This is a genomic window from Microbaculum marinum (assembly GCF_037855135.1).
Lineage (GTDB): Bacteria > Pseudomonadota > Alphaproteobacteria > Rhizobiales > Tepidamorphaceae > Microbaculum > Microbaculum marinum.
The window spans coordinates 156,743-181,279 of sequence record NZ_JAZHOF010000008.1; the positions used below are offsets into that span (position 1 = coordinate 156,743).

A 24,537-nucleotide genomic window follows, 5' to 3' on the forward strand; every position below is an offset into this window, starting at 1 on the left:
TCATCGCGGCACCTTTCCGAACAGGCCCTGCGGGCGCACGATGAGGACGAGGGCGACCAGCAGCGTCGCCAGGATCTTGGCGAGCGTCGGCGAGAAGAACACCGAGATGATGCCGTCGCTCAGCCCGATGATGACGGCGGCCACCACGGTTCCGACGATCGAGCCGAGGCCGCCGATGATCACGACGATGAACGAGAGCAGCAGCGGATCGCCGCCCATCAGGTAGTGGGCCTGCTGGATCGGCACGATCAGCACCGCCGCCGTCGCCGCCAGCATCGCGCCGATGGCGAAGACGATCGCATAGACCTTGTCGACGGGAATGGCGAAGGCCTGCGCGGTCTCGCGGTCGTACTGGGTTGCCCGCATGACCAGCCCGAGCCTGGTGCGCGTCAGCACGAACCAGGTCAGCAGCAGCAGCGCCACCGAGGCACCGACCACCACCAGCTTGTATCCGGAGTAGCCGAACCACGGGAACAGCACCCGGAAATGGACCGGCGGCTCCACCGGCCGCGCGTCGGAGCCGTAGAAGGTCAGGGCCAGTTGCTGGATGATGTAGAGGATGCCGATCGTGGCGACGATGGTGGCCTCGGGGTCGTAGTTGATGCGCTTCAGCACCAGCCGCTCGCAGACGATGGCGACGGCACCCACGACGATCGGGCTGAGGACGAGCGCGATCAGGAAGCCGAGCGCCGGACTGCCGGCGACGAGGCTCGCGAACCACCAGGCGAGCACCGCGCCGAGCATGAAGAACTCGCCATGCGCGACGTTGACGACACGCATCACGCCGAACACCAGCGACAGACCGAGCGCGGTCAGCGCCAGCACTGCCGCGTTGACGGTGCCTTCGAGCGTGGCGAGGAAGAGATAGGGTCCGAAATCCACGTTGGGTTCGCTCGTCTTGACGGTTGGGGGCGGGACTAGGGCCAGTCGCACATGGTTCGAGACGGGCTCTGGCGAGCCCTCCTCACCATGAGGTCTTTCGTGTTGCGAAGGCGGCAACAAACTCCGCCCTCAACCTGAGGAGCGGCAACGCCGCGTCTCGAAGGATGGCCGGAGACTGTGACATCCACCGCATGGGGAGGCCCGTGAACCTCGGGACCTCCCCGACCATTCGAACCCGACCTACAGCGACATCTTCGTGTAGTCGGTGTCGTTCTCGTACATGCCGTCCTCGATCGAGGTGCGGTGCACGCGGACGAGCCTGGTGTCGGTGACCTGCGAGATGTTCTGGTGGCCGAACACCTGGTGCATCTTGCCGTTGAACACCTTGTCGCCCTGCGGGTGCTCGTTGTCCCAGGGGATGTCGGTGATCGCCTCGGTCGCCTCGATCAGCGCGGCGGTGTCGTCCTTGCCCTTGTAGCCAGACGCCTCGATCGCCTGCTTGATGATGTAGAGGGTCTCCCAGCAGCCGAACATGTGCGAATAGGTCGAGATGTCCTTGGGATCGCTGGTGCTGGCCCCTTCGTCGTTCACCCCGACCTGCTCGCGGTAGAACTTGTCGTAGGGCGTCTGGTCCTCCTGGACGTAGCGCGGATAGCCCTCCCAGAAGTAGGTGCCCTCGAGGAACTCGAGGCCCGGGCTGTCGAGCGGCACGGCTTCGAGCGAGTCGATGAAGCCGAAGATCTCCGGCCGGTTGCCGCCGTAGAACTCGCCGAGTTCCTTGACGAAGGTCAGCACGCCCGGACCCACCATGACGTGGTAGAGCACCTCGGTCGAGGACGGGATCTTCGGGAAGTATTTGGTGTAGGAGGTTTCCGTCGGCGGGATCGGGATCAGCTCGACGATCTCGCCGCCCTGCGCCTTCATCGCCGCGGAGAAGTAGTCGCGGTGGTCGTGGCCGAAGGCGTAGTCCGGGAAGATCATGGTGACCTTCTTGCCGAGATTGCCGGCGACCCAGGGCGCCATCGACGAGACCTGCGAGCGCACGTCGGTGATGCCCGGCTGGAAGGTGTAGCGATTCAGCGCGCCCGAGGAGACGTGATAGCCCTCGGACACGACGTAGTAGGGCAGCTTCAGTTCGCCGGCCCGCGGCGCCGAGCCCATCACGACGTGCGAGAACAGCGTGCCGAAGGCGAGGTCGACATTGTGCTGGGTGGCGAACTTCTCCACCACCTCGGCGCCACGCTTGGGATCGGTGCCGTCGTCCTCGGCGATGATCTGGACCTGCCGGCCGGCGATGCCGCCATTGGCGTTGATCTGGGCGACGGCGGCGTTGGTGACGCGCTCGTACCAGCGGCCGTAGGCCGCGCCGATGCCGGTCCGATGGACCTGGAAGCCGATCTTCAGCGGCTCGGATGTCTGCGCCTGGGCGTATCGGACCATGCCCGGCGACGCGGCCAGGAGCCCCGCCGCACCCATCCCCTGCAGCGCCGTGCGCCGTGTGATCAGGCCGCTCCCGTTCCTACGGGCCCTGGACCTCTTGGTATCATTCATGTTGCCATTCCCTCTGTTGCGGGGTCGCTGTGATTCCGGACTGCCGGCCTTCTTCGTCCGGCATGTCCCGCCCCCGTGCGGAACTGTTGGTATACGAACAGATTTCTTCGATCTTCGGAAGTTGCTCCTTGTCTCCTCCTGGTTGTCTCCGGCAGACAGGCCGGCTCCTCCACCGGCGTCGATCGTTGCGTGTCAGCGGGGCCTCACCTCTGACCGTCCCACCTGGATATTGCCGACGCCTCCAGCCCGCCGACGCGCGCGTGCGGACGGCCGCCGGTCGTCATCGCCAGCACGAACATCAGTTCGTCCGGGCGCGGTGCGTCGGCGACGAAGGCGGTGATGGCGTCGAAGTGGCTGCGCACGTAGCAGGCGTCCTTGTGGTGGATCGGGATGTCGATGGCGGTGCCCATCGCCCCGAGCTTGGCCGACGACGGCACGATCGCCAGCGCCTGGCCCAGCAGTTCGCGCATCGCGTAGCCGCCCGGGACGTGCCAGAGCGCCCCGTGCTCGATCTCGCCGTTGACGCCGACCAGCGACCCCTTGCCGTAGGCCTCTATGCGTCCGACATCGCCGCCGAGCGCCGCGACGAGGCGCTTCGAGCACTCGAGCCCCATCGGCTTGAGGTCGTCCATGAACCCCTGGATGTCCGGCTCGTAGCGCCCGGCGAAGGGATTGGCGATGACGCAGGCGACGTAGCCCTTGCGGACCGGTTCGGAGAGCGGCGGCCCGCCGTCGTGCCAGATGTCCTCGACGGCGACGACGATCTTGCGGACGTTCACGCTCATGCGGCTCTCCCCTTCGGCAGCTTGCTCTTCTGTGTATCAAGGACGACCGACCGGCCCTGCAGCATCAGGGCGGCGTCGACGATAAGGCCCCTGCCGGCGAGCCGGCCCGCATAGGCGCGCCCGGCCTCCAGGGCGGCGTCGGCGGACGCCGGCGGCAGGTCGCCGACCGCCACCGTGGCGAGCCTGTCGCCGAGGTCGCTGTCGGGGGCGATGTCGCGGGCCCGCTGCCGGACGATGGCCGGATGGTCGGTGTCGACGGCATTGGCGATCAAGGTCGCCGCGACGTCGGCGGCAGCGGCGGTCCCGGCGAGCACGGTGACGGAATCGGCTATGCCAAGCGAGAACGAACGCCCGCGCGCGCCCGACGTCGCAACGCCGCCGATGCCCGCCTGCGCGTCGATGCGGAGCAGCCCGTTGAGGCCCGGCATCGTGCCGCCCCCGAAGTCGCCGGCGACGCCGATATCGAGCGTGTGGCCGGGCGCGCAATGCACCGCAATGTCGCCGCCGTCGTTGACGAAGGCCTTGTCGAGGCCGGAGGCATCCAGCATGGCGGCAAGCAGTTCGTCGGCGACCGACCCGGCGACCGCGGCCATCGGCGTGACGAAGGTGCCGGCAAAGGGCAGGCAGGCCGCGTGCATCCGCCGCCCGACCGGGGTCTCGGGTGCCGCGCCGCCGCCGATCGGCGCCCGCAGCCGGTCGAGTTCGCCGCAGAGTTCCGGAAGGATCGTCCCGAAGCGGAGTGCCACGGCGCGATGGGCTTCCGCCACGGCGGCTGCATCGCCCCAGGCCTTCAGCACGACATCGATCGGTCCGTGGATGAGCCGAAGCCTGCCGCCGGAGAGGGGATGGATCCGGGGAGATTCCAGGAATCCCCCGCCACCCGTTGCCGGCGAGTTGGTTGGCGCGCCCATCCTACTCTCCGCTCACCCCCGCGAAAGCGGGGGGCCAGAGCGGCGGCTGCGCCGGGATCCTTGCGCTGGATTCCCGCTTTCGCGGGAATGAGCGGAAGAGGGGAACACGTTTGCGGGAGAGCACCAGCTCGGTCATCCTACCGCCCCAGCCTGTTGAGGAGCGATATGAGCTGTTCGGTCTCGGCGTCCGTGAAGCCCGCCAGCGTCTCCTTCGAGACCTCCGCACCGATCGCCTTCATGCCGGCCGTAGCGGTTCTGCCGGACGCGGTCAGCTCCAGCATCACCAGCCGGGCGTCGTCGGGATCGGGCGACTGGACCACGTGGCCCTGCTTCACCAGGCGGCTGACGACGCCCCAGATCGTCGCCGGGTCCATGCCGGTGAGGCGGCCGAGTTCGTTCTGGGAGACGCGGCCGAGGTCGTCGAGCTTGGCGAGCGCGGCGAACTGGGTCGGGGTGACCTTGTAGCCCGACATCACCGAGTTGAAGATGCCAGTGGCGCGCTGGTGCGCCTGGCGCAGGACGAATCCGATCTGGTCCTCCAGCCGGTACCCGGACGGATCGCCTGCCGGATCCTCGGCCGGTCGCGCATTCGCGACGGGTTTGGGCGTCGGCGCCATCAGCGCTTGTCCTCGTCGGAGTCGAACGGCCACGGATTCGCGCCAGGCCACGCCTCGATCCGTGCATCAGGTGCGACCGCGGCGAGAATGTCCTCGATCGTCACTGCATCGCCGCTGTGGCCGCCGAGGCGGTCGTACAGGTCGGCGGGCAGGGTGAACTCCATCGGCGCCACGATCGCAGGTGTCGGCACGTATCCGAAGGCGCCCTTCGGCATGCGGGTGACGTCGGCCATGACCGTGATGCCGCCTCCCGGCCACAGGTAGACCGGTGCGCCGCCCATGGTAACGCGCGTCTCGCCCTTCGCGACCGAGCGGGTCAGCAGCACCGGGTTCTCCGTCACGCCGGCCCGCAGCGACCCGCCGGCGCCGGCCATGAACAGCACCGAGCACAGCGACGGCTCGCAGTTCTCGCCGATCCGGTCGACGACGGTGCGGATCTCGGCCGGCATCTCGGTCGGAACCGGGATCAGGTTTTCGTCCAGAATGCAGTAGAGCGCGTCCTCCCCGGTGGTCGAGGTCATCAGCAGGCGCAGACCGGGCCAGGCCGTCTCCGGGTCGATTTTCGAGATGATATCGAGCGGATCGGTGATGTCGGTGCCGCCCCAGCCGAGGCCGGGCTCGGCGACCTGGAAGTAGCGCCCAGGCGTCGACCGGCGGCCGCGCACCCGGATGCCGGCAGCGGGCATCTCCAGTACCTTGCCGGCCTGGTGCTCGGTCAGCACGCCGGTGATGTGGTCGTCGACGACGATCACCTCGTCGGCGTGGCCGAGCCACTGCCTGGCGAAGATGCCGACCGTCGCGGAGCCGCAGCCGACCCGCATGCGCTCTTCGGGATGGCCGTCGACGATCGGGGCGTGGCCGGCCTGGACGACGACCTCGTGGCCGCCCTCGATGGTCATCGTCACCGGCTCGCCGGCGCACAGGGCGAGCATCGACCGGCAGGTGACGTTGCCTTCCTTCTTGGAGCCGCCGGTCAGGTGCCGCACGCCGCCGATCGACAGCATCTGCGAGCCGTATTCGGCGGTGGTGACGTGGCCGACCTGCTCGCCGTTGACGCGGACCGGCGCGGTCTCGGGGCCGAGATGCCGGTCGGTGTCGATCTTCACCTTGACGCCGCAGTAGCTGAAGATGCCCTCGGTCACCACGGTGACCGTATCCACGCCGCGGTGCTCTGCGGCGACGATGAAGGGGGCGGGCTTGTAGTCGGGATAGGTGGTGCCGGACCCGACACCCGTGACGAAGGTGCGGGCGGGATCGAGAAGTTCGCCGTTCCACTCCTTCTCCGCGAAGGCGACGACGTCGCCGCCGCTCTCCACGGTCTTCTCCAGAAGCAGCACGGGATCGACGCGGACCAGGTGCCCGTCCTCGTTGGCGTAGCGGTCGCAGGCGCCGGCGCGGCCCGGCTTGATGCGGCACAGGACCGGACAGGCGTCGCAGCGGATGATGCCGCCGTCCTCGGCGGCGCCGAACTGCTTCGAGCGGGCGGCGGCGGACAGACGGTCGCTTGCGGTCGCGGGCGGCTTGTTTTCGATCGTGGTCATTCGGCAGCCTCCTTCGGCTGCGGGCTGTCCTGCAGCGACTGCCAGAGCCGGTGCGGCAGGACGGGGACCTTGCGGACAGTGACGCCGGTCGCGTGCCGGATCGCGCCGAGGATCGCCGGCGGCGTGGCGACCAGCGCCGGCTCGCCGACGCCCTTGGCGCCGAACGGGCCGGTCGGTTCGGGATCCTCGATCAGGTAGGTGCGGATCGGGGGCATGTCGCCGAAGGTCGGGATCAGGTAGTCGTGCAGGTTCTCGGTGCGGCCCGGCACGAATTCCTCCATCAGCGCCAGCCCCAGGCCCTGGGCGATGCCGCCGTGGATCTGGCCCTCGGTAAGCGTCGGGTTGACCGCGCGGCCGACGTCGTGGGCGGCGACGATCTCGATCACCTTCAGCGTCCCGAGCCGCATGTCGACCTCGACCTCGGCCATCTGCGCGGCGAAGCCGTAGGTGCCGTAGGGAATGCCCTGGCCGTTCTCGTCGAGCATGGTGGTCGGCGGGTCCCAGGTGCCGGTGCCTTGGAGGACGTAGCCCTCCGCGTCTGCCGCGAGCGTCGACAGGTCGATGCTGCGCGAGGCCTGGCCGTCGGCGATGGTGAGGGTGCCGCCGTCGATCGACAGCCGGGCGTCGGGGCCGGCATTGGCGAGCTTGAGGATCTTTGCCCGGAGGTCCTCGCCGGCGAGCCGCGAGGCGTTGCCCGACACGTAGGTCTGGCGCGATGCCGAGGTCTTGCCGGCGTCGGCGGTCAGGTCGGTGTCGCCGACCACCATGTCGAAGCGGTCGGTGGCGATGCCGAGCGCGTCGGCCGCCATCTGCAAAAGCACGGTGGACGAACCCTGGCCGATGTCGACCGCGCCGTTGAAGAAGGTCAGGCGGCCGTCCTTCGACAGCGTGATCCGCATGGTCGAGGGGTTGGCGACCGAGGTGTTGCCGCAGCCGTACCACATGCAGCCGATGCCGACGCCGCGCCGCCGGCGGCCGTCCGACGCCGCGTTGAACCTTGCGACCCGCTCGTTCGCCGCGTCCCAGTCGCCCTTCAGCGCGTCGAGGCACTGCGGCAGGCCGGCGGAGGCCTCCAGCAACTGGCCGGACGGCGTGGTGTCGCCGGCGGCGATGGCATTGGTGCGGCGGATCTGCCAGCGGTCGATGCCGAGCATCCCGGCGAGGTCGTCGAGCAGGGTCTCGTGGGCGATTGCTGCCTGCGGGATGCCGAAGCCGCGGAAGGCGCCCGCCGGGGTCTCGTTGGTGTAGATGGCGCGCGCCCGGTTGCGGACGTTCGGCACCCGGTAGGGGCCGGACCCGTGCACGGGAACGCGGCCGGCGACCGTCGGACCCCAGGAGGCATAGGCGCCGGTGTTGAAGTCGCCTTCGAGCTCGTAGGAGATCAGCCGGCCCTCGCTGTCGGCGGAGGACCGCGCCCACAGCTTGCCGGGATGGCGCTTCGGCGAGGAGGCCATGGACTCGGTGCGGGTGTAGACCATGCGGACCGGCCTGCCGGTCTTGCGCGCCGCGACGGCGAGCAGCGGTTGCACCGAGACGTCGAGCTTGCCGCCGAAGCCGCCGCCGCAGGCAGTCGGCCGGATGCGGACCCTGGATTCGTCGACGCCGAGGACGCGGGCGGTCTCGCCGAGGTCCATGTAGGGCGCCTGCGTGCAGCAGGTGACCTCCATCCGGTCGCCGACCGGCTCCGCGTATCCGGCCTCCGGCTCGATGTAGGCGTGGGCGACGTAGCTGGTCTCGAAGCGGCCCTCGGCGACCGCCGCCGCGCCGCCGCGGACAGCCTCAACGTCTCCGCAGACCAGCAGTCCGCCGGCCAGCACGTTGTCGGGCTTGTCGGAATGGACCGCATGAGCGCCCTGCGCCAGGGCCGCCTCGACGCCGGTGACCGGCGGAAGCACCTGCCATTCGATCGGCAGGTCGGCGTCGCTCAGCGCGGCGACGGCCTCCCTGGTGCCGACCAGCCCGATCACCGCCTCGCCGCGGAACCGGACATGGCCTTCGGCGAACACCGGCTGGTCGCGGGTGTTGGGGAAGATGCCGAACCGGTTCTCGCCCGGCACGTCCTCGTGCGTCAGGATCGCCTCCAGGCCCGGCGTCGCGGCAACGACGGTATCGAGATCGCCGAGGGTGAAGGCGGCGCGGGCATGGGGCGAGCGGACGACGCGCAGCCACAGCGCATCGACAGGGGCGTCGTCGGCGCCGAACAGGTCGGTGCCGGCGACCTTGGGCCAGCCGTCGACGCGGGCGATGCGCGCGCCGACGGCGTTGCCGCCGTCTGCCCGGGGCGTCTCGATGACCTGGCCGTCGGCCACCGCCATGATCGCGTCGACGATCTTCAGGTAGCCGGTGCAGCGGCACAGCACGCCGCCGAGCGCGTTCTCGACCTCGGCGCGGCTGGTGCGCGGATGGCGGGCGAGATGGTCGGTCGCCGCCATCAGCATGCCGGGCGTGCAGATCCCGCACTGCGCCGCGCCGTGGGCGAGGAATGCCTTGCGCAGTGTCTCGGTGAGACCGTCCGGGCCCGGCCCCTCGACGGTCTCGATCTGCCCGCCCTCGGCCTGGCCGGTGGAGACGAGGCAGGCGCAGACCTGCTCGCCGTCGAGCCGGACGGTGCAGGCGCCGCAGTCGCCGGCGTCGCAGCCGATCTTGGTGCCGGTCAGCCCGAGCTTATCGCGCAGCGTGCTGGCGAGGCTCGCGAACGGATCGGCGGCGACGGTGACGGTCTCGCCGTTGACGGTGAGGCGGACGGTCGACGTCTGCAGGGGCGCCTTGTCGAGCATCACGCCGCCCTCCCGTCTATTTCAGATCGTGTCCGCGGTGCCGTGGGCCCTGGGTCCCGGGTCGAGCCCGGGGCGTAAGCAGTGCCGGGCGGAAGGTTGTTTCGCACGATCTTGGCTCCACACCGCAGGCTATGCCCAGGACCTGATCCGGGGCCCAGTCGGGCGGTCGCGGCGATTTGCCGATGCCTGCGTAGCAGCATCACGCAGCCCTCCTGTCGCCAGCGCCTGCCAGCCCGGCGAGCAGGTCGGCCACGAGGTCGCGCGCGGCGCTGTCGCGGTACTGGCCGCTGGCGCGGATGTCGCCGATCGGCTTCAGCGCAGAAAAATGCGCAGGCGTCATCAGGTCGGACGCCGCGGCAAGGGGCTGGCCGACCAGGTCGGCTTCGAGATCCGTCAGGCGCCTGGCGACTTCCGAACAGGCGCCGACGGCAATCGCCGCATGGGTGATCGTCCCCGTTTCATCGGTCGCGACGACGGCGGCCGCCATGGCGATCGAGATGACGAGGTATCGCCGGGCGCCGAGCTTCAGGAAGCCGCCGGCCGCGCCCGCCTTGGGCTCCGGGATCAGGATCGCGGTGACGATCTCGTCTGCCGCGCACGCCGTTTTGCGGTAGCCGGTCAGGAACTCCCCGACAGGCAGCGTCCTGCGGCCGCGCGTCGAGGCAAGCTCGATCTCGGCGTCGAGGCTGAGCAGGCAAGGTATGCCGTCGCCGGCCGGGGAAGCGGTGCAGATATTGCCGACGAGGGTGCCGCGGTTCTGCACCTGGGCCCCGCCGACATCCCTGGCGGCGAGCTGGTATCCGGCGAACGCCGGGAGCAGGGCGGCGCGGCGCAGATCCGTCCAGGTGGTCAGGGCGCCGAGGCGCAGCCGATCGGCTGTTTGCGTCATGCCGCGCAACTCGCCGATCGCCGATACATCGAGAATTTCGTCACGACGCATGTCGCCCCAGCCGACGCGGTTCGCCCGCGCGGGATAGACATCGGTACCGCCGGCCAGCACCGTGACCGGACGTTCCGCACGGATCGCCAGCGCTTCGTCGAGTGTCGTCGGCCGGCAGTAGGACGCCATCGCCTGTCTCCTAGCTCAAGCGCCAGCCGCCACCTCTCCCCGTCGGGGAGAGGAGGATAGGCTTATCGTCGCGCAGACGGTTGCCGGCATTTCGCAGTGCCTGAGACCACCTCTCCCCGGCGGGGAGAGGTCGACGCGCAGCGTCGGGTGAGGGGGCGCGGAAGGATGCGGCTCGCGCCGTAACCCCTCACCCGGCACCTGCGGTGCCGACCTCTCCCTGTGGGAGAGGTGGGGGGAGATGGGTCGGCTCGTCGTTGTGTGGGTGTCCATGGCCATCGGCATCCTCACGCGGTCAGCCGGGCGTCGCCGCGCAGGCGCGACGTCTCGGGCATGTCGACCGTGCCGTCGTCGCCGATCGCAACGCCGAACAGGTCGCGGATCTGGTCTGTCGTATAGTAGCCCATCCGCCAGTCGCGCAGCACCGCAGCGGCGTCCCGCTGATACGGGTCGCCATAGCCGCCGCCGCCCGGCGTCATCACCTCGACCCGGTCGCCGGCCTGCATCGGGATGCCCTGGTCCTTCGACAGATGCTCCGGGATCATCGTGCCGCCGCCACGATGGACTTTGACGACGTTCGGGCCGCCATCCAGCCCGCCGAGCACGCCGGGCGGGCCGAAGCGGCCGTGGTCCATGACGAAGGACGCCTTCGCGTCGCCGCGCAGCACCTCGACCTCGTAGTGGACGCCGAAGCCGCCGCGATGCAGCCCGGCGCCGCCGGAGCCCTCGCGCAGCGCGAAGCGGTGGAACAGCACCGGAAAGTACTGCTCCATCACCTCGACGGGCGGCGTCCGGGAAATGCCGATGGTCGAGCAGCCGTTGGTCAGGCCGTCGGTGTCGGCATTGCCGCCGTAGCCGCCGCCGGAGATCTGGTACATGACGTAGCCGGCGCCCTTCACGGGATCGAAGCCGCCGAGCGCGAAGTTGCCCGACGAGCCCGCAGGCGCGGCGGTGACCTTGTCGGGGATCGCCTGGACGAGGGCGAGGAACACGGCTTCGGCGATGCGCTGGGAGACTTCGGCGGCGCAGCCGGAGACCGGACGCGGATAGCGGGCGTCGAGGAAGGTGCCCTCCGGGCGGTCGATCTTCAGAGGCTCGAAGGCGCCGGAATTGAGCGGCGTGTCCGGGAAGATGTGCCGGACCGCCAGGTACACCGAGGAATAGGTGGTGGCGACGACCGAGTTCATCGGGCCGCGGCATGGCGGCGAGCTGTCGGAAAAGTCGAAATGCAGCGTTTCACCGGTCTTTGTGACGGTCAGCGCGATCCTGAGGGGCTCGTTGACGACCCCGTCGGAATCGACGAACGCCTCGGACTTGTAGACGCCGTCCGGGATGTCTGCGATGTGGCTGCGCATCAGCGTCGCGGCCCGCCGCCGGATCTCGCCTATCGTCGCCGTGACCGTTTCGATGCCGTAGCGATCGATGATCTCGCGCAGCCGCCGCTCGCCGACATTGAGTGCGGCCGCCTGGGCGCGGATGTCGCCGATGCGCTGGTCGGCGACCCGCATGTTGGAGCACAGGATGGCGTAGATCTCCGGGTCCATCCTGCCACGCTTGAACAGCTTGACCGGCGGCAGGCGGAGACCCTCCTGCTCGACCTCGGTGGCATGGGCGGAGAAGCCGCCGGGCACCATGCCGCCGACGTCCGGCCAGTGGCCGGTGTTCTGCAGCCAGCAGTACAGTTCGCCGTCGACGTAGAACGGCTTGGCGAAGCGCACGTCCATCAGGTGGGTGCCGCCGAGATAGGGGTCGTTGACGATGTAGATGTCGTCGGGTTCCGGGGCGCCGGCCTTGCCCTCTCCGATCAGCCGGATCAGTTCGGCGGTCGAGTACTGCATGGTGCCGACGAAGACGGGCAGGCCGAGTTCGCCCTGGCTGATCAGGGCGCCGGTATCGCGGTCGTAGATGCCGGAGGAGCGGTCGTCCGCCTCGGCGATCACCGGCGAGAAGGCGGATCGCGAGAACGCCAGATCCATCTCGTTGCAGACCTGCTGCAGGCCGGCCTGGATCACGGCAATGGTGAGGGGATCGACGCTCGTCATGCAGCCCCTCCCACGGCGATACGGAGGTTGCCGATCCCGTCGACGCGCGCCACCGCGTCCGGCTCGATGATGGTCGTGGCGTCGACCTGCTGGACGACGGCGGGTCCCGATATCTCGTCGCCGGGCCGCAACCGGTCGCGCAGGTAGACGTGCGCCGAATGCCACCGGCCGTCGGCGTAGAGATCCCGCTCGCCGACCCTTGCCGGTCCTTCGCCGCCGCCCGCCAGCGAAGCAAGCGGGAACCCGGGCCGGCGTCCGATCACCGATGTCACGAGATTGACCAGCACCGCGCGGATCTCCGGCAGGCTGACCTGGAAGCGGGCGAAGTAGGCATCCTCGAACAGCGTCTGCAACTCCTCGCGGGTCACGTCCGGGGAGGGGATCTGGATGCGGATCAGGTGGGTCTGTCCCCGGAACTGCATGTCGGCCCCGTGCAGGACGGTGGTGCCGACGATCTCGTCCTGCCCGGCGGCATTGATCGCCTCGCCCTGCGCCTTCTGGGCCTCCAGGGTCGCCTTCACGACGCCCATGTCGAGGGTGGCGACGGGCTCGTTGATGGTGTTGACGAGGTCCTGCCGGAGATCGGCGACAAGGCATCCGAGCGCATTGGTCAGCCCCGGCCGCGCGGGAATGAGCACTTCGGGAACGCCGAGCTCCCGGGCGATCGCCACCGCGTGCAGCGGGCCGGCTCCGCCGAAGGCGAACAGGACGAAGTCCCGGGGATCGTAACCGCGCGACAGCGACACCATGCGGATCGCGCCGGCCATGTGCATGTTGCCGAGCTTCAGCACCGCGGCAGCGGCGTCCTCGACGGAGAAGCCCAGCGGTTCCGCCAACGTCCGGGCGACGATCGAGCGGACATGGTCCACGTCGACATGGCCGTCGACGGCGGTCAGACCTGCCGGGTCGAGCCGGCCGAGCACGAGATTGGCGTCGGTGATGGTCGGCTCGGTGCCGCCGCGACCGTAGCAGACCGGCCCGGGCGACGATCCGGCAGATTCCGGTCCAACCGTCAATACGCCCGCCGCGTCCAGCGAGGCGATCGACCCGCCGCCGGCGCCGACGGTGCGCACATCAACCATCGGCACGTGGATCGGCAGGCCATAGTCGATGGTCAGTTCCGAGGAGACCTCGGGCACCCCGCCGAAGATCAGCGCCACATCGGTCGACGTGCCGCCCATGTCGTAGGTGATCGCGTTGGCGAGGCCCGACTGGTGCAGGGTCGCCGCCGCCGCGATGACGCCGGACGCCGGACCCGACATCACCGTCTTGGCGGCGTCGCGGGCTACGAGCCGCGAGGTGACCGTGCCCCCGTTGCCGTTCATCACCAGGAGGTCGCGGGCAAAGCCGCGGGCTTCGAGCTGGCCCTGCAGGCGGCGCACGTAGCGGTCGAGGATCGGCTGCACGGCGGCGTTCACCGAGGCCGTCGTGCCGCGCTCGTATTCCCGGTACTCCGACAGCAGTTCGTGGCCGAGCGTCACGTAATCGTTCGGCCAGATTTCGCGGACGATCTCGCCTGCGCGCAGTTCGTGGGCGGGGTTGGCGTAGGAATGCAGGAAATGGATGACGACGCTCTCGCAGCCGGCATCGAGCAGCGCCCGCGCCGCCGCGGCGACGCCGTCCTCGTCGATCGGACGCACCACCTCGCCGTCGACGTTCATCCGTTCGATCACCTCGATCCTCAGGTCGCGCGGGATCAGGGGCTGGAAGAAGCCCGTCATGCCATAGGGATTGGGGCGGGTGCGCCGGCCGAGTTCCAGCGTGTCGCGGAACCCCATGGTGGTGATCAGGCCGACCCGCGCCACCTTGCGCTCCAGGAGCGCGTTGGTCGTCGCGGTGGTGCCGTGGATGAGGAGATGGATGTCAGACGGAGCGACGCCCGCCTGGTCTATCGCCGCGAGCACCCCTTCGGCCTGGTTGGGCAGGGTGGTGAGCACCTTGGCGAGGCGGACGGTGCCCTCCGGAGCGCCCAGGGGGTCGCTCTCGTGGATCAGGAGGTCGGTGAAGGTGCCGCCGACATCGATGCCGCTGACGCGGCGCACGCGCGTTGCCGGCGTCACCGGATTCGACGCGTCGACCGAGATGTCGGCTACCCTGTCACCCAAAGCGCTCTCTCCTCCTCGAAACGCTCAGCGGCTATGTGTCAGTCGATCAGGTCCGGTCCTGCTCCGGCTCGCTAGCGATGCTTCCCGTTGCCGGCATCAATTCAGCGCTCCACGAACGCCTTCTCGATGACGTACTGGCCGGGACGCGCCAGCGAGCCCTCCTCGAAGTCCAGTTCCTCCATCAGGCCGACCATGTCGGCGAGCATGGCCGGGCTGCCGCAGATCATCACCCGGTCGGTGTCGGGGCACAACGGCGGCTGGCCGAGCTCGGTGCCGATCTCGCCGCTCCGGAGCAGCTCGGTGACGCGGCCCCGGTTGACGAAGGGCTCGCGCGTGACTGTCGGATAGTACCGCATCTTGAGGCGGGCGATCTCGCCGAGATACTCGTCCTGCATGAGGTCGGCCACGATCTTCTCGCCATAGGCCAACTCGTCGACGAAGCGGCAGCCGTGCACCAGCACGATCGTCTCGAAGCGCTCGTAGATGACCGGATCCTTGACGATCGAGGCGAAGGGGGCGAGGCCTGTGCCGGTCGACACCAGGTAGAGCCGCCTGCCGTCGGTCAGGCTGTCCTGGACGAGGGTTCCGGTCGGCTTGCGGCCGATCATGATCTCGTCGCCTTCCCGAATATGAGCAAGGCGGGAGGTCAGCGGGCCGTCCGGCACCTTGATGGAGAAGAACTCGAGCGAGTCCTCGTAGTTGGCGCTGGCCATCGAGTAGGCACGCATCAGCGGCTTGCCGTCGACCGGCAGCCCGATCATCACGAACTGGCCGTTTTCGAACCGGAACCCCTGGTCCCGCGTTGTGCGGAAGCTGAACAGCCTATCGGTCCAGTGACGGACGTCGAGGACGCGCTGCGTGTCGATGGCGGCCATGGAATGCTCCAGGAGATCATTCGTACACATATGTTTGTACACGAATGACTTTGGGTGATCAATGCCATGGACGCGGTTTGCTGCTACCGTGTCACGATCCTGCAAATTAGCGGCGGAACGAACAGAGATGGCGGCATCCGAAACCATGACACGCAAGCGCCCGGTTTGGGCGCGCCTTCTGGCGGGGCTCCTCGGCGTCCTGGTCGTCGTCGTGGTTGCTGCGGCCGCGCTGGTGGTGCTGTTTCCGAAAGCGGGCATCTTCTCGCCGATGCGGGCCGCCCTGATGGAGCGCGTCCTGTCATCCGCGTTCGGCCAGACCGTGGTGATCGACGGACCGGTCACGTTCGAGCTGGGCCGGGTGTTCCGGGCGACGGGGTCGGACATCCGCGTCCTGCGTTCGGACGACGCCGGCGACCAGGCCGACGGACAGGAGGTCGACCGGCTGGATCACGGGTCCGTTGGACTGCTCACGTCGGCACTGTTGGCAGGTCGCGTCGATCTCGAGGAACTCACCCTGGACGGCGTCCATCTCGCGGAGAACAGCACGCTGTTCAGGGTGGACGTGGAGGGCGGCGTCCACATGCCGGTGGAGGCCCGCATGATCGGCGTCGTTCCCTGGATCGTATACCTCTCCCGGGAGGCGGACGTGCAGGTGACCGACGTGCACTACGTCTACAGCAACCAGACCAGCGGCTGGCTGTTCGACGTCGTCCTGGACGAGCTCAGCAATACCCGCAATCCGGCGAACGACGCGGCGACCCTGACGTCCAGCGGCACGATCAACGGAAAGACGATCACCATCGACAACGACTTCGTTCCGGCGGACGGCGAGGGGCCGGACCGCTTCGCCATGACCGTGACGACGCCCGGCGCGGTCGTCAGGCTCACCGGTTTCGCGCCGGAGACTCCCGAACCGACCGTCAAGAGCATGGCCATGCGCACGGAAGTCTCCTCGGTCGGCGACGTGCTCGAACTGTTCGAACTGCAGCGGACCTTCGAGGGAACCGGGACGCTGAGCGCCGACGTCGCCGGCGACAGCGGCCTTCCCGCGCTCGAGAACATCGTCGCGGAAGTCCGGGTAGACTCCGGGCTCGACGTGCGCGTGACCGGCAGGGTCGACGACCTCGCCAATCGCAAGGGCTTCGACATCACCGCCGCGGCCAACTGGCCGCCCGGGGGCGCGGAAATCAGCGAGGACGAGGGTCTCTTGTCCTTCGCCATCTACCAGATCACCGCCCGGCTGGCCGGCGACCTGGGGGCGCTTGCGATGACCGACGGGTGGATCACCACGAACCTGTTCTCCAGCGCCATACCCCAGTTCGGCCCGATCTCGGCTGCCGACGTCCGCCGCGAAGACAATGGCCGGATCGCCGTCGTCGGCCTGAACGTCCTGGCCGGCCCGCCGGAGGACCGCACGCTGGACCTCAGCGGACAGATCGGCGATCTGCTGCGGTTCGCCGAATTCGAGCTGAAGGGGAACGTCTCGGTTCCTGTCGCCGCGCTCCTCGATCTCCAGACGGACGCGGAATCGCTTGGCCGGCTGGCCGGTGAATTTGCCGTCTCCGACGCAGGCGGCGAGGCCGGCATCGACACGTTCAACGCCAGCATCACCGGTTCGCAACTCGTCTCGGCCGATGTCGCCCTGAAGGCGGACCAGAGCCAGTCCGTCCACAATGCGGCGTTCAACGTGAACCTGAACGTGCCGGACTACGCGCAACTCGCGTCCGCACTGTCGGTGCGAGAGGTGCCGATCGGCGCCATCGCCTTCAAGGGCGCCCTGGCCGTGGCATCCGACAGCGGCTCCTTCAACGGTCAACTCAGCTTCGGGAGCACGGTGCTGACGGAGGATCTCGTCCTGAAGACCGAAGGCGCGCGCCCGGTCATCACCGGTACGGTATCCTCCCCCGACCTGATCATGGCCGACCTCTCCCGTCTGGTCGAAGTCGGCACCGACCTCGGCCGGCTCAGGGCGCAGGCGGTGGCTGCGCGTGCCGACCGTGACGGTCGCACCGCAGAGGTGACCGGGACCGGCAAGGCGCTCCTCAATCCGCGCATCGACGTCGAGGTGAACGCCGGCCGCGTCGACAGCGGCGGCGACAGCGCCAGCGGCGTATCCGGCAGATTCGGGTTCGACGACGGGCTGGCAACCGCGCAGGGAGTCAAGCTGAAGTATCGCAGCGGCCTGTTCGACTTCGACGGCAGGATGCACGTTCGCGAGGCAGGCCGGCCCTTCGAGGTCGACGGCCGCATGAGCAACTGGCCGATCGGCGAGGTGCTGAAGGACCTGGACGTCGACCTGCCGTTGAGCGGCAGCCTGGCGGCGTCATTCAAGATCGCATCCTCAGGCGACACCGTTCACGAAGCGGTACGGGCCGCCAACGGTGACCTCAACCTGCATATCCGGCGCGGTTCGATCGGCAACCGGATGCTCGATTTCTCGGGTCTGGTGCTGCCTTCGTGGCTGACGGCCGAATCCGCCAAGACCGGCGTCTCGCGGATCGAGTGCTTCGACGCGCGGCTTGCCTTTTCTCCGGGTGTCGCAGTGGTCAATTCTGCCGTCGTCGAGACCGACGACGTCATCGTCACCGCATCCGGCCGCATCGATTTCAAGGCCGACACGATCGACATCCAGGCGACGCCCAGGGCCCTGCATCCAAACCTGATCCCGATCGTCTCTCCCTTCTCGATCGAGGGCAAGCTTTCCGATCCAAAGGTCGAGGTGAAGGGCGGCATGGTCGGCCGTGCAGCAGCGGAAGCTCTGGCACTGCCGTTCAATGCGCTCGGCACGCTGTTGGGCGTAGACAAGGCGGATCCGAAATCCGAGCAGAAGGAGGTGAGCTGCTGAGACCGCTCAGGCCGCCAGCTCGATCTTCGCGCCGGCGTCGCGCAAGGTCGCAGCGAGCTCGCCGGGCGGCTCGCGGTCGGTGACCAGCGTGTCGATGCGCTCCGGCCCGCAGATGCGCACCAGGCTCGGCCGCCCGAACTTCGAGGCATCGGCGGCGACGATGACCTGTTCGGCCTGATTGATCACGGCTCGGGAGAACTCCGCCTCCGCCAGATGGTAGACCATCAGCGACCCGTCGAGACCCATCGCACCGATCGACAGGATGGCGTGCCGCACCCGGAATTGGCTGGCGAAGGCCAGCGCCTCCGGGCCCAGCGCGGCGGTGTCATCCGAACGCAGCTCGCCGCCGGCCATGAACACCCGGTTGGAGTTGTTCGGCGCGAGCGTGCGGGCGATCTCGGCGGAATTGGTGACGACGGTCAGGCCGGAATGCTGACTGAGGGCACGGGCGACGAATGCGGTCGTCGAGCCGCAGTCCAGCATCAGCGTGTCGCCGTTGGAGATCATCGCCGCGACCCGCTCGGCGATCCGCTGCTTGGCGTTCGCGTTGTCCAGCATGCGCTTCTGGAACGGCGGCTCGGAATGGCTGTCCGGCAGCCTTATCCCGCCGTGCACCTTGGCGAGCACGCCTTCCGAGACCAGCGGCTTGACCGTCCGGCGGATCGTCTCGTCCGACACGCTCAGGCGATCGGCGAGTTCGCCGATCGAGCAGGCGCCGCGCAGCCGGACCAGCCGCATGATCTCGCTTTGCCTCTGGGTGCGGTACACCGGACCTGGTCTCCATCTGTCGAACGGATGCCCGCCTGTGTGGCATGCGCGCGAATTGGGCATCACCACATGATCCCAAACAAATAGGGCAAATTCCAACGGGAATTCCACATAAATTGTGATTTTCCTGTTGACGCCGCGGCTTCTGTCGCCGGATCATCCTTTGGGGCCAAGCGCGTGATTATCCGTGCGGGCGGCGCCAGGGGAACAGGTTCCAAGCTCTACACAACCCAAGCTCTACACAACCCAAGCTCTACACAACAAAGACGGAGGTGAGCGAACATGACACTGCCACGCATCGCCGTAGCGGCCGTTGGGGCGGCCGCGCTTTTCGCCTCGGCCAGCGCGCTGCCCGCGCTCGCCGACGTGGAGTCCAGCGATCCGATCAAGCTGACCCTGCACGACTGGACGGGCCAGCTCATCACCACGCAGCTGATGGGCGAGGTGCTGAAGAAGGCCGGCTACAACGTCGACTACGTGCAGGCGGATTATCTCGCCCAGTTTGCCGGGTTGAAGACCGGCGATCTCGACGTCGCCATGGAGATCTGGGCGACCACCGGCCAGGAGGCCCTCGACGAGGCCGTCGCCAGCGGCAAGGTCGAGAACCTCGGCGAGACGGGCATGCTGGCGAAGGAAGAGTGGTGGTATCCGCTCTACATGAAGGAGAAGTGCCCGGGCCTGCCGAACTGGGAAGCCCTAAAGGACGAGGCCTGCGCGGAGGCGTTTTCGGTCGCCGAGACGGCGCCGAAGGGACGCTACCTCGGCGGACCGGTGACCTGGGGCGGCTTCGACGACGAGCGGGTCGAGGCCCTGGATCTGCCGTTCGAGGTCGTCCATGCCGGCACCGACGCGGCGCTGTTCGCCGAACTCGAATCCGCCTACCAGCGCCAGGGTCCGATCATGCTGTGGGTCTACTCGCCGCACTGGGCACCGGCCAAGTACGAGGGGGAATGGGTCGAATTCCCGGAATACACCGCCGAGTGCTACGAGGATGCCGCCTGGGGCGGCAATCCGGACATGGCCTATGACTGCGGCAAGCCGAGCGGGCCGATCTGGAAGGCCGGCTGGGTCGGCGTCAAGGACAAGTGGCCCGGGGCCTACGAGGCGATCAAGGCCTTCAACATCTCCAGCGACGAGATGAACAAGATGGTCGGCGAGGTCGATCTCGACGGCAAGACGATAGAGGAGGTGGTCGCCAACTGGATGAGCGAGAACGAAGACCGCTGGAACAAGTGGATCGCCAACTGATCCGCCTCCCGGAAACGTCGCGCGCGCTGGTTCGCTAGGGCGCGCGGCCGCCGGTCGTCGCCGGGTGCCATTTCCGCGGTCCGTCGGACTTTTCCTCGCCGGTGCGTGGAGCGGGATTCGGTACCGGATTGATCCAAGGTGCATCACTCAGGAACCTTCGTCCGGACGCAACGAAATGGCCGCTGTCCGGAGGGGAACGGGTATGTCGGATACGGATGTAAAGCTGTCCTGCCGCGGGGTCTGGAAGCTGTTCGGCCAGGGGGCGGACGGCTTTCTGGGACGCCACCCGGCGCCGAGCCTCGAGGAGGTGCGCGGCGCCGGCCTGATCGGCGCCGTACGCGGCGCCGATCTCGATGTGCGGCAGGGCGAGATCTTCATCATCATGGGGCTGTCGGGATCCGGCAAGTCGACCCTGGTGCGCTGCCTGTCGCGGCTGATTGAGCCGACCGCGGGCGAGATCCTGTTCGAGGGCCGCGACCTGCTGCGCGCCAGCGACAGGGAGATGATCGAGATCCGCCGGCATCGCATGGGCATGGTGTTCCAGCACTTCGCGCTGCTGCCGCACCTCACCGTGCTCGGCAACGTCGCCTTTCCGCTGGAGGTGCAGGGCATCGACCGCAAGACTCGCGAAGCGAGCGCGCGGCGGGTCATCGAACTGGTCGGGCTGGAGGGGCGGGAAAACTACTATCCCCGGGAACTGTCCGGCGGCCAGCAGCAACGCGTCGGCATCGCCCGCTCGCTCGCCGTGGAGCCGGAGCTGTGGTTCCTCGATGAGCCGTTCTCCGCGCTCGATCCGCTGATCCGGCGCGAGATGCAGGACGAGTTCATGCGCCTGCAGAACGTGCTCAGGAAGACCATCGTCTTCATCACCCACGACTTCGACGAGGCGATCCGGCTCGCCGACCGCATCGCCATCATGAAGGACGGCGCGATCATCCAGACCGGCACCCCGGAGCAGCTGGTGCTGGCGCCGGCGACCGACTACGTCGCCGAATTTACCCGCCACATCCCCCGCGCCAAGGTGGTGACCGCCGGCTCGGTGATGACGCCGTGGACGAATGGCGCCGACGTCGCCGGCGAGGTCAGCGCCGCCGCCCTGATCGCCGACATCGCCGACCGGGTGGAGAGCGCCGACCGTCCATTTGCCGTGACCGACAGGGAGGGAAAGAGGTCCGGACTGATCGACAAGAAGTCCGTGATCGACGTGCTCGTCGGCCGCACCTTCGCCCATTCGGAGGGATCGGCCGGATGAGTGCGGCACACGCGTTGCCGGGGCCTGCATCCTTCGAGACGGCCGCTGCGCGGCCTCCTCAGGATGAGGGGATAGATGAGTGTCTGGGACCACGCCGCTGCGGGCCTGACGTTTCCGCTCGAACAAACCAACTCCTCATGGTGAGGAGCGGCGATAGCCGCGTCTCGAACCATGGACGGCCCGGGCACCCGAGCCCCCGCCCGGGGATCGCGGGGAATAGACCGTGACCGCGCGCTCGTCCGCTCTGCCTTGGGTTCCGGCGCGGGCCGCCTGGATCGGCCCCACGGCGCTGTTCTGGATCGCGGTGCTAATCGCCTCGCTCATCGTCTCGACCTACGGGGAGGACGTGATCGAGTGGCTGGGGGCGGACTGGGCCTACGAGTGGCCGCGCGCCTGGCAGGTGCCGCTGGCGGCGTGGATATCGGCGTTCATGGACTGGCTGGTCGAGGACGCCACCTTCGGCCTGTTCACCTTCCTGCAGCTCACCCGCTTCGTCTCGTGGCTGCTGGAGATCCCGCTGACGATCGCAACAAGCCTGCTGTCGACCGGTTTTCTGAAAGGGCAGGGGTCCGCCGCGGTGCAGGTGCTGCCGCCGCTGAGCTGGATCGCGGTGATCGCCGTCGTCGTCGCGATGGGCTTCTACGCCCGCGGCTGGAAGCTCGCCGCCTTCGTCGGCGCCTGCTTCCTCTATCTTGCGGTGTTCGGCCAGTGGAACAGCGCCATGGTGACGCTGTCCTCGATCGTCATCGCGGTGCCGTTCGGCATTGCCGGGGGGCTGCTGCTCGGCATCGCCGGCTATCGGTGGAGGGCCGCAGAGCAGGTCCTGTCGCCAATCCTCGACATCATGCAGACGGTGCCAGTGTTCGCCTACCTGGTGCCGATCCTGTTCCTGTTCGGCTTCGGGCCGGTGGCCGCGATGATCGCCACGATCGTCTACGCGATGCCGCCGATGGTGCGGATCACCATGCTGGCGCTGCGCGGGGTTCCCGACGAGATTCGCGACTTCGGACGGATGGCCGGCTGCACGCCGCGCCAGATGACCTGGAAGGTGATGGTGCCCGCCGCCCGGGACGGCCTGATGGTCGGCGTCAACCAGGTGATCATGCTGTCGCTGAACATGGTGATCATCGCCTCGATGATCGGGGCCGGCGGTCTCGGCTACGACGTGCTGACCTCGCTGCGGCGCCTCGACATCGGTGGCGGCATCGAGGCCGGAGTCGCGATCGTCGTCCTGGCGATCGCGCTCGACCGGCTGAGCCAGGCCTTCGCCAACCGCCCGCCGCCCGCCCATCTCGACCTGCCCGGGGGCCTCGTCCGGCGGCACCCGTGGACGACCACGGTGCTGGTCGTGATCCTCGGCACGGCGCTGGTGGGAATCGTGTTTCCACCGGCACAGACCTATCCCGAGGCCATGGAGGTCTCGACCGGCGGCTTCTGGGAAGATCTCGTCAAGTACATCAACGTCAACTTCTACGACCAGCTCGAGGCGGTGAAGACCTTCATGCTGGTGAATTTCCTCGTCCCCGTGAAGCGGTTCCTCACCGAACTGCCATGGATATGGACGGTCGCGGTGATCGGCGTCGCCGGCTGGCAGCTCGGCGGCCGCAGGCTGGCGCTGCTCGGCATCGCGCTGGCGATGTTCATCGTCGTCACAGGCCTCTGGGAAAAGGCGATGATCACAGTCTACCTGTGCGGCATCTCGGTCGTCATTGCCTCGATCATCGGCATCCCGCTCGGCATCGTCGCGGCCGAGAGCGAGCGCGCCGGGCGGTTGCTCGGCGGCTTCGTCGACACCCTCCAGACCCTGCCGAGCTTCGTCTACCTGATCCCGGTGGTGATGCTGTTCCGGGTCGGCGACTTCTCGGCGATGATCGCCGTCATCCTCTACGCGCTGGCGCCGGCGATCCGCTACACGGCACACGGAATCCGCCAGATCGACCCGCAGCTCGTCGAGGCCGGCGTCGTGTCGGGCTGCACGCCCCGCCAGCTTCTGGCCAAGATCAAGCTGCCGCTGGCCTTCCCGGAAATCCTGCTCGGCATCAACCAGACCATCATGCTGGCGATCTCGATGGTGGTGATCACCGCCCTGGTCGGCACCCGGGATCTCGGCCAGGAGGTCTATATCGCGCTGACCAAGGCCGACACGGGACGGGGCATCGTGGCGGGCCTCGCCGTCGCCTTCATCGCCATCATTGCCGACCGGCTGGTCTCGGCCGGCGCGCAGCGCACCCGTCGCAGGCTGGGGCTCGTGGCATGACTGACGCCCGCACCCGCGCCGCCGCGCTGTCGTTCTGGTCCGGTCCGGTCGATCCGCTACCGCTCGGCGGCGGGATCACCAACGTCAACTTCGTCGTCGAGGATCGCGGCGAGAAGTTCGTGGTACGCATCGGCGACGACATCCCGGTGCACCAGGTGATGCGCTTCAACGAGCTCGCCGCCTCCCGCGCCGCCGCCCGGGCCGGGATCTCTCCGGAAGTCCTGCACAGCGAGCCGGGCGCACTCGTCATTCGCTATGTCGACGGCAAGACCTTCGGCGAGGAGGACGTGCGCGATCAGGTCAATCTGGAGCGCATCCTGCCGGTCGTCCTGAAGTGCCACCGCGACGTTCCCAACCATCTTCGCGGGCCGGTGCTGGTGTTCTGGGTCTTCCATGTCCTGCGCGACTATGCCGGCACGCTGCGCGACGCAAACAGCGCCCATGCCGACAAGCTGCCCGGCCTGCTCGACACCGCCGGGATGCTGGAAGAAGCCGTCGGCCAGGTCGACATGGTGTTCGGCCACAACGACCTGCTGCCGGCCAACTTCATCGACGACGGCGACAGGATCTGGCTGATCGACTGGGACTATGCCGGGTTCAATTCGCCGCTGTTCGATCTCGGCGGCCTCGCCTCCAACAACGGCCTGTCGCCGGCACAGGAGGAGTGGCTGCTGGAGGCCTATTTCGACCGCACCGTCACCGACGAGCTGCGTCGCCGCTATGCCGCCATGAAATGCGCCTCGCTGATGCGCGAGACGATGTGGAGCATGGTCTCGGAAATCCACTCCGACCTCGATTTCGACTACGCCGCCTACACGGCGGAGAACACGCAGCGCCTGGAAGCCGCGCTGGCGGCCTTCTACGAGATGTGAGGCGGGATGGGCGGACAGCTTGAAGCCATCTCGCAATCGCCGCTCTGGGCCCCGGCTCGGGGGCCAGGGCGTATGCCTGCGATTGGGGTGACGGCCGTGCCACTCCCACCGGCGGCATGTCCCGGACCTGAGCCGGAACCCAG

The 24,537-nt window shown here is 68.3% G+C and carries 17 protein-coding genes; 5 read left to right on the forward strand and 12 right to left on the reverse strand.

Going from position 1 to position 24,537, the window contains the following annotated elements; all coding sequences use genetic code 11:
• From V3328_RS19205 to V3328_RS19255, 11 genes are all read right to left on the reverse strand, one after another.
• Window positions 1-882 (reverse strand): branched-chain amino acid ABC transporter permease, encoded by an 882-nt coding sequence (locus V3328_RS19205; protein WP_340331331.1) that lies wholly within the window; start codon window positions 880-882, stop codon window positions 1-3.
• 240 nt (window positions 883-1,122) lie between these two features.
• The gene (locus tag V3328_RS19210; RefSeq protein WP_340331332.1) at window positions 1,123-2,433 is read right to left on the reverse strand and encodes an ABC transporter substrate-binding protein; all 1,311 of its coding nucleotides are present in this window, start codon (window positions 2,431-2,433) and stop codon (window positions 1,123-1,125) included.
• 203 nt (window positions 2,434-2,636) lie between these two features.
• Window positions 2,637-3,218, reverse strand: a complete 582-nt coding sequence (locus V3328_RS19215; protein ID WP_340331333.1) for an amino acid synthesis family protein — start codon at window positions 3,216-3,218, stop codon at window positions 2,637-2,639.
• Window positions 3,215-4,129, reverse strand: coding sequence for a UPF0280 family protein (locus V3328_RS19220; protein WP_340331334.1), 915 nt, complete (start codon window positions 4,127-4,129; stop codon window positions 3,215-3,217). The genes V3328_RS19215 and V3328_RS19220 overlap by 4 nt, the downstream gene beginning before the upstream one ends.
• Window positions 4,130-4,266: 137 nt before the next feature.
• Window positions 4,267-4,746: a MarR family winged helix-turn-helix transcriptional regulator gene (locus V3328_RS19225; protein ID WP_340331335.1), complete on the reverse strand. Its 480-nt coding sequence runs from the start codon at window positions 4,744-4,746 to the stop codon at window positions 4,267-4,269.
• Window positions 4,746-6,287 (reverse strand): 6-hydroxynicotinate reductase, encoded by a 1,542-nt coding sequence (locus tag V3328_RS19230; protein ID WP_340331336.1) that lies wholly within the window; start codon window positions 6,285-6,287, stop codon window positions 4,746-4,748. The genes V3328_RS19225 and V3328_RS19230 overlap by 1 nt, the downstream gene beginning before the upstream one ends.
• On the reverse strand, window positions 6,284-9,064 hold the full coding sequence (locus V3328_RS19235) for a molybdopterin-dependent oxidoreductase (protein WP_340331494.1): 2,781 nt from the start codon (window positions 9,062-9,064) through the stop codon (window positions 6,284-6,286). Before V3328_RS19235 ends, V3328_RS19230 begins: the two co-directional genes overlap by 4 nt.
• A gap of 199 nt (window positions 9,065-9,263) precedes the next feature.
• Window positions 9,264-10,133 (reverse strand): FAD binding domain-containing protein, encoded by an 870-nt coding sequence (locus V3328_RS19240; protein WP_340331337.1) that lies wholly within the window; start codon window positions 10,131-10,133, stop codon window positions 9,264-9,266.
• A 284-nt stretch (window positions 10,134-10,417) separates the two neighbouring features.
• Window positions 10,418-12,172, reverse strand: coding sequence for a hydantoinase B/oxoprolinase family protein (locus tag V3328_RS19245; protein WP_340331338.1), 1,755 nt, complete (start codon window positions 12,170-12,172; stop codon window positions 10,418-10,420).
• A complete protein-coding gene (locus V3328_RS19250) occupies window positions 12,169-14,214 on the reverse strand; it encodes a hydantoinase/oxoprolinase family protein (protein ID WP_340331495.1) in 2,046 nt (681 codons plus the stop codon). Before V3328_RS19250 ends, V3328_RS19245 begins: the two co-directional genes overlap by 4 nt.
• 164 nt (window positions 14,215-14,378) lie before the next feature.
• Window positions 14,379-15,152: a ferredoxin--NADP reductase gene (locus tag V3328_RS19255; RefSeq protein ID WP_340331339.1), complete on the reverse strand. Its 774-nt coding sequence runs from the start codon at window positions 15,150-15,152 to the stop codon at window positions 14,379-14,381.
• Between the two features lie 127 nt (window positions 15,153-15,279).
• Here V3328_RS19255 and V3328_RS19260 point away from each other — a divergent pair, with 127 nt between their 5' ends.
• Window positions 15,280-17,997, forward strand: a complete 2,718-nt coding sequence (locus V3328_RS19260; RefSeq protein ID WP_340331340.1) for an AsmA family protein — start codon at window positions 15,280-15,282, stop codon at window positions 17,995-17,997.
• Between the two features lie 6 nt (window positions 17,998-18,003).
• Here V3328_RS19260 and V3328_RS19265 read toward each other — a convergent pair whose 3' ends face one another.
• A complete protein-coding gene (locus V3328_RS19265; protein ID WP_340331341.1) occupies window positions 18,004-18,765 on the reverse strand; it encodes a DeoR/GlpR family DNA-binding transcription regulator in 762 nt (253 codons plus the stop codon).
• A gap of 282 nt (window positions 18,766-19,047) precedes the next feature.
• On the opposite strand from V3328_RS19265, the gene V3328_RS19270 reads away from it, so the two are divergent.
• The 4 genes from V3328_RS19270 (at window position 19,048) to V3328_RS19285 (ending at window position 24,394) form a co-directional block, all read left to right on the forward strand.
• Window positions 19,048-20,013: an ABC transporter substrate-binding protein gene (locus V3328_RS19270; protein ID WP_340331342.1), complete on the forward strand. Its 966-nt coding sequence runs from the start codon at window positions 19,048-19,050 to the stop codon at window positions 20,011-20,013.
• A gap of 202 nt (window positions 20,014-20,215) precedes the next feature.
• On the forward strand, window positions 20,216-21,265 hold the full coding sequence (locus V3328_RS19275) for a quaternary amine ABC transporter ATP-binding protein (protein WP_340331343.1): 1,050 nt from the start codon (window positions 20,216-20,218) through the stop codon (window positions 21,263-21,265).
• Window positions 21,266-21,509: 244 nt separating this feature from the next.
• Window positions 21,510-23,522, forward strand: a complete 2,013-nt coding sequence (locus tag V3328_RS19280) for an ABC transporter permease (RefSeq protein WP_422732926.1) — start codon at window positions 21,510-21,512, stop codon at window positions 23,520-23,522.
• Window positions 23,519-24,394, forward strand: a complete 876-nt coding sequence (locus V3328_RS19285) for a phosphotransferase (RefSeq protein WP_340331345.1) — start codon at window positions 23,519-23,521, stop codon at window positions 24,392-24,394. The genes V3328_RS19280 and V3328_RS19285 overlap by 4 nt, the downstream gene beginning before the upstream one ends.
• Window positions 24,395-24,537: the final 143 nt, after the last annotated feature.

Excerpts from the sequence above, each read along its gene's own strand:
- V3328_RS19210 (WP_340331332.1), bottom strand. The coding sequence starts at position 2,433 with ATGAATGATACCAAGAGGTCCAGGGCCCGTAGGAACGGGAGCGGCCTG.
- V3328_RS19215 (WP_340331333.1), bottom strand. The coding sequence starts at position 3,218 with ATGAGCGTGAACGTCCGCAAGATCGTCGTCGCCGTCGAGGACATCTGG.
- V3328_RS19220 (WP_340331334.1), bottom strand. The coding sequence starts at position 4,129 with ATGGGCGCGCCAACCAACTCGCCGGCAACGGGTGGCGGGGGATTCCTG.
- V3328_RS19225 (WP_340331335.1), bottom strand. The coding sequence starts at position 4,746 with ATGGCGCCGACGCCCAAACCCGTCGCGAATGCGCGACCGGCCGAGGAT.
- V3328_RS19230 (WP_340331336.1), bottom strand. The coding sequence starts at position 6,287 with ATGACCACGATCGAAAACAAGCCGCCCGCGACCGCAAGCGACCGTCTG.
- V3328_RS19235 (WP_340331494.1), bottom strand. The coding sequence starts at position 9,064 with ATGCTCGACAAGGCGCCCCTGCAGACGTCGACCGTCCGCCTCACCGTC.
- V3328_RS19240 (WP_340331337.1), bottom strand. The coding sequence starts at position 10,133 with ATGGCGTCCTACTGCCGGCCGACGACACTCGACGAAGCGCTGGCGATC.
- V3328_RS19245 (WP_340331338.1), bottom strand. The coding sequence starts at position 12,172 with ATGACGAGCGTCGATCCCCTCACCATTGCCGTGATCCAGGCCGGCCTG.
- V3328_RS19255 (WP_340331339.1), bottom strand. The coding sequence starts at position 15,152 with ATGGCCGCCATCGACACGCAGCGCGTCCTCGACGTCCGTCACTGGACC.
- V3328_RS19260 (WP_340331340.1), top strand. The coding sequence starts at position 15,280 with ATGGCGGCATCCGAAACCATGACACGCAAGCGCCCGGTTTGGGCGCGC.
- V3328_RS19270 (WP_340331342.1), top strand. The coding sequence starts at position 19,048 with ATGACACTGCCACGCATCGCCGTAGCGGCCGTTGGGGCGGCCGCGCTT.
- V3328_RS19275 (WP_340331343.1), top strand. The coding sequence starts at position 20,216 with ATGTCGGATACGGATGTAAAGCTGTCCTGCCGCGGGGTCTGGAAGCTG.
- V3328_RS19285 (WP_340331345.1), top strand. The coding sequence starts at position 23,519 with ATGACTGACGCCCGCACCCGCGCCGCCGCGCTGTCGTTCTGGTCCGGT.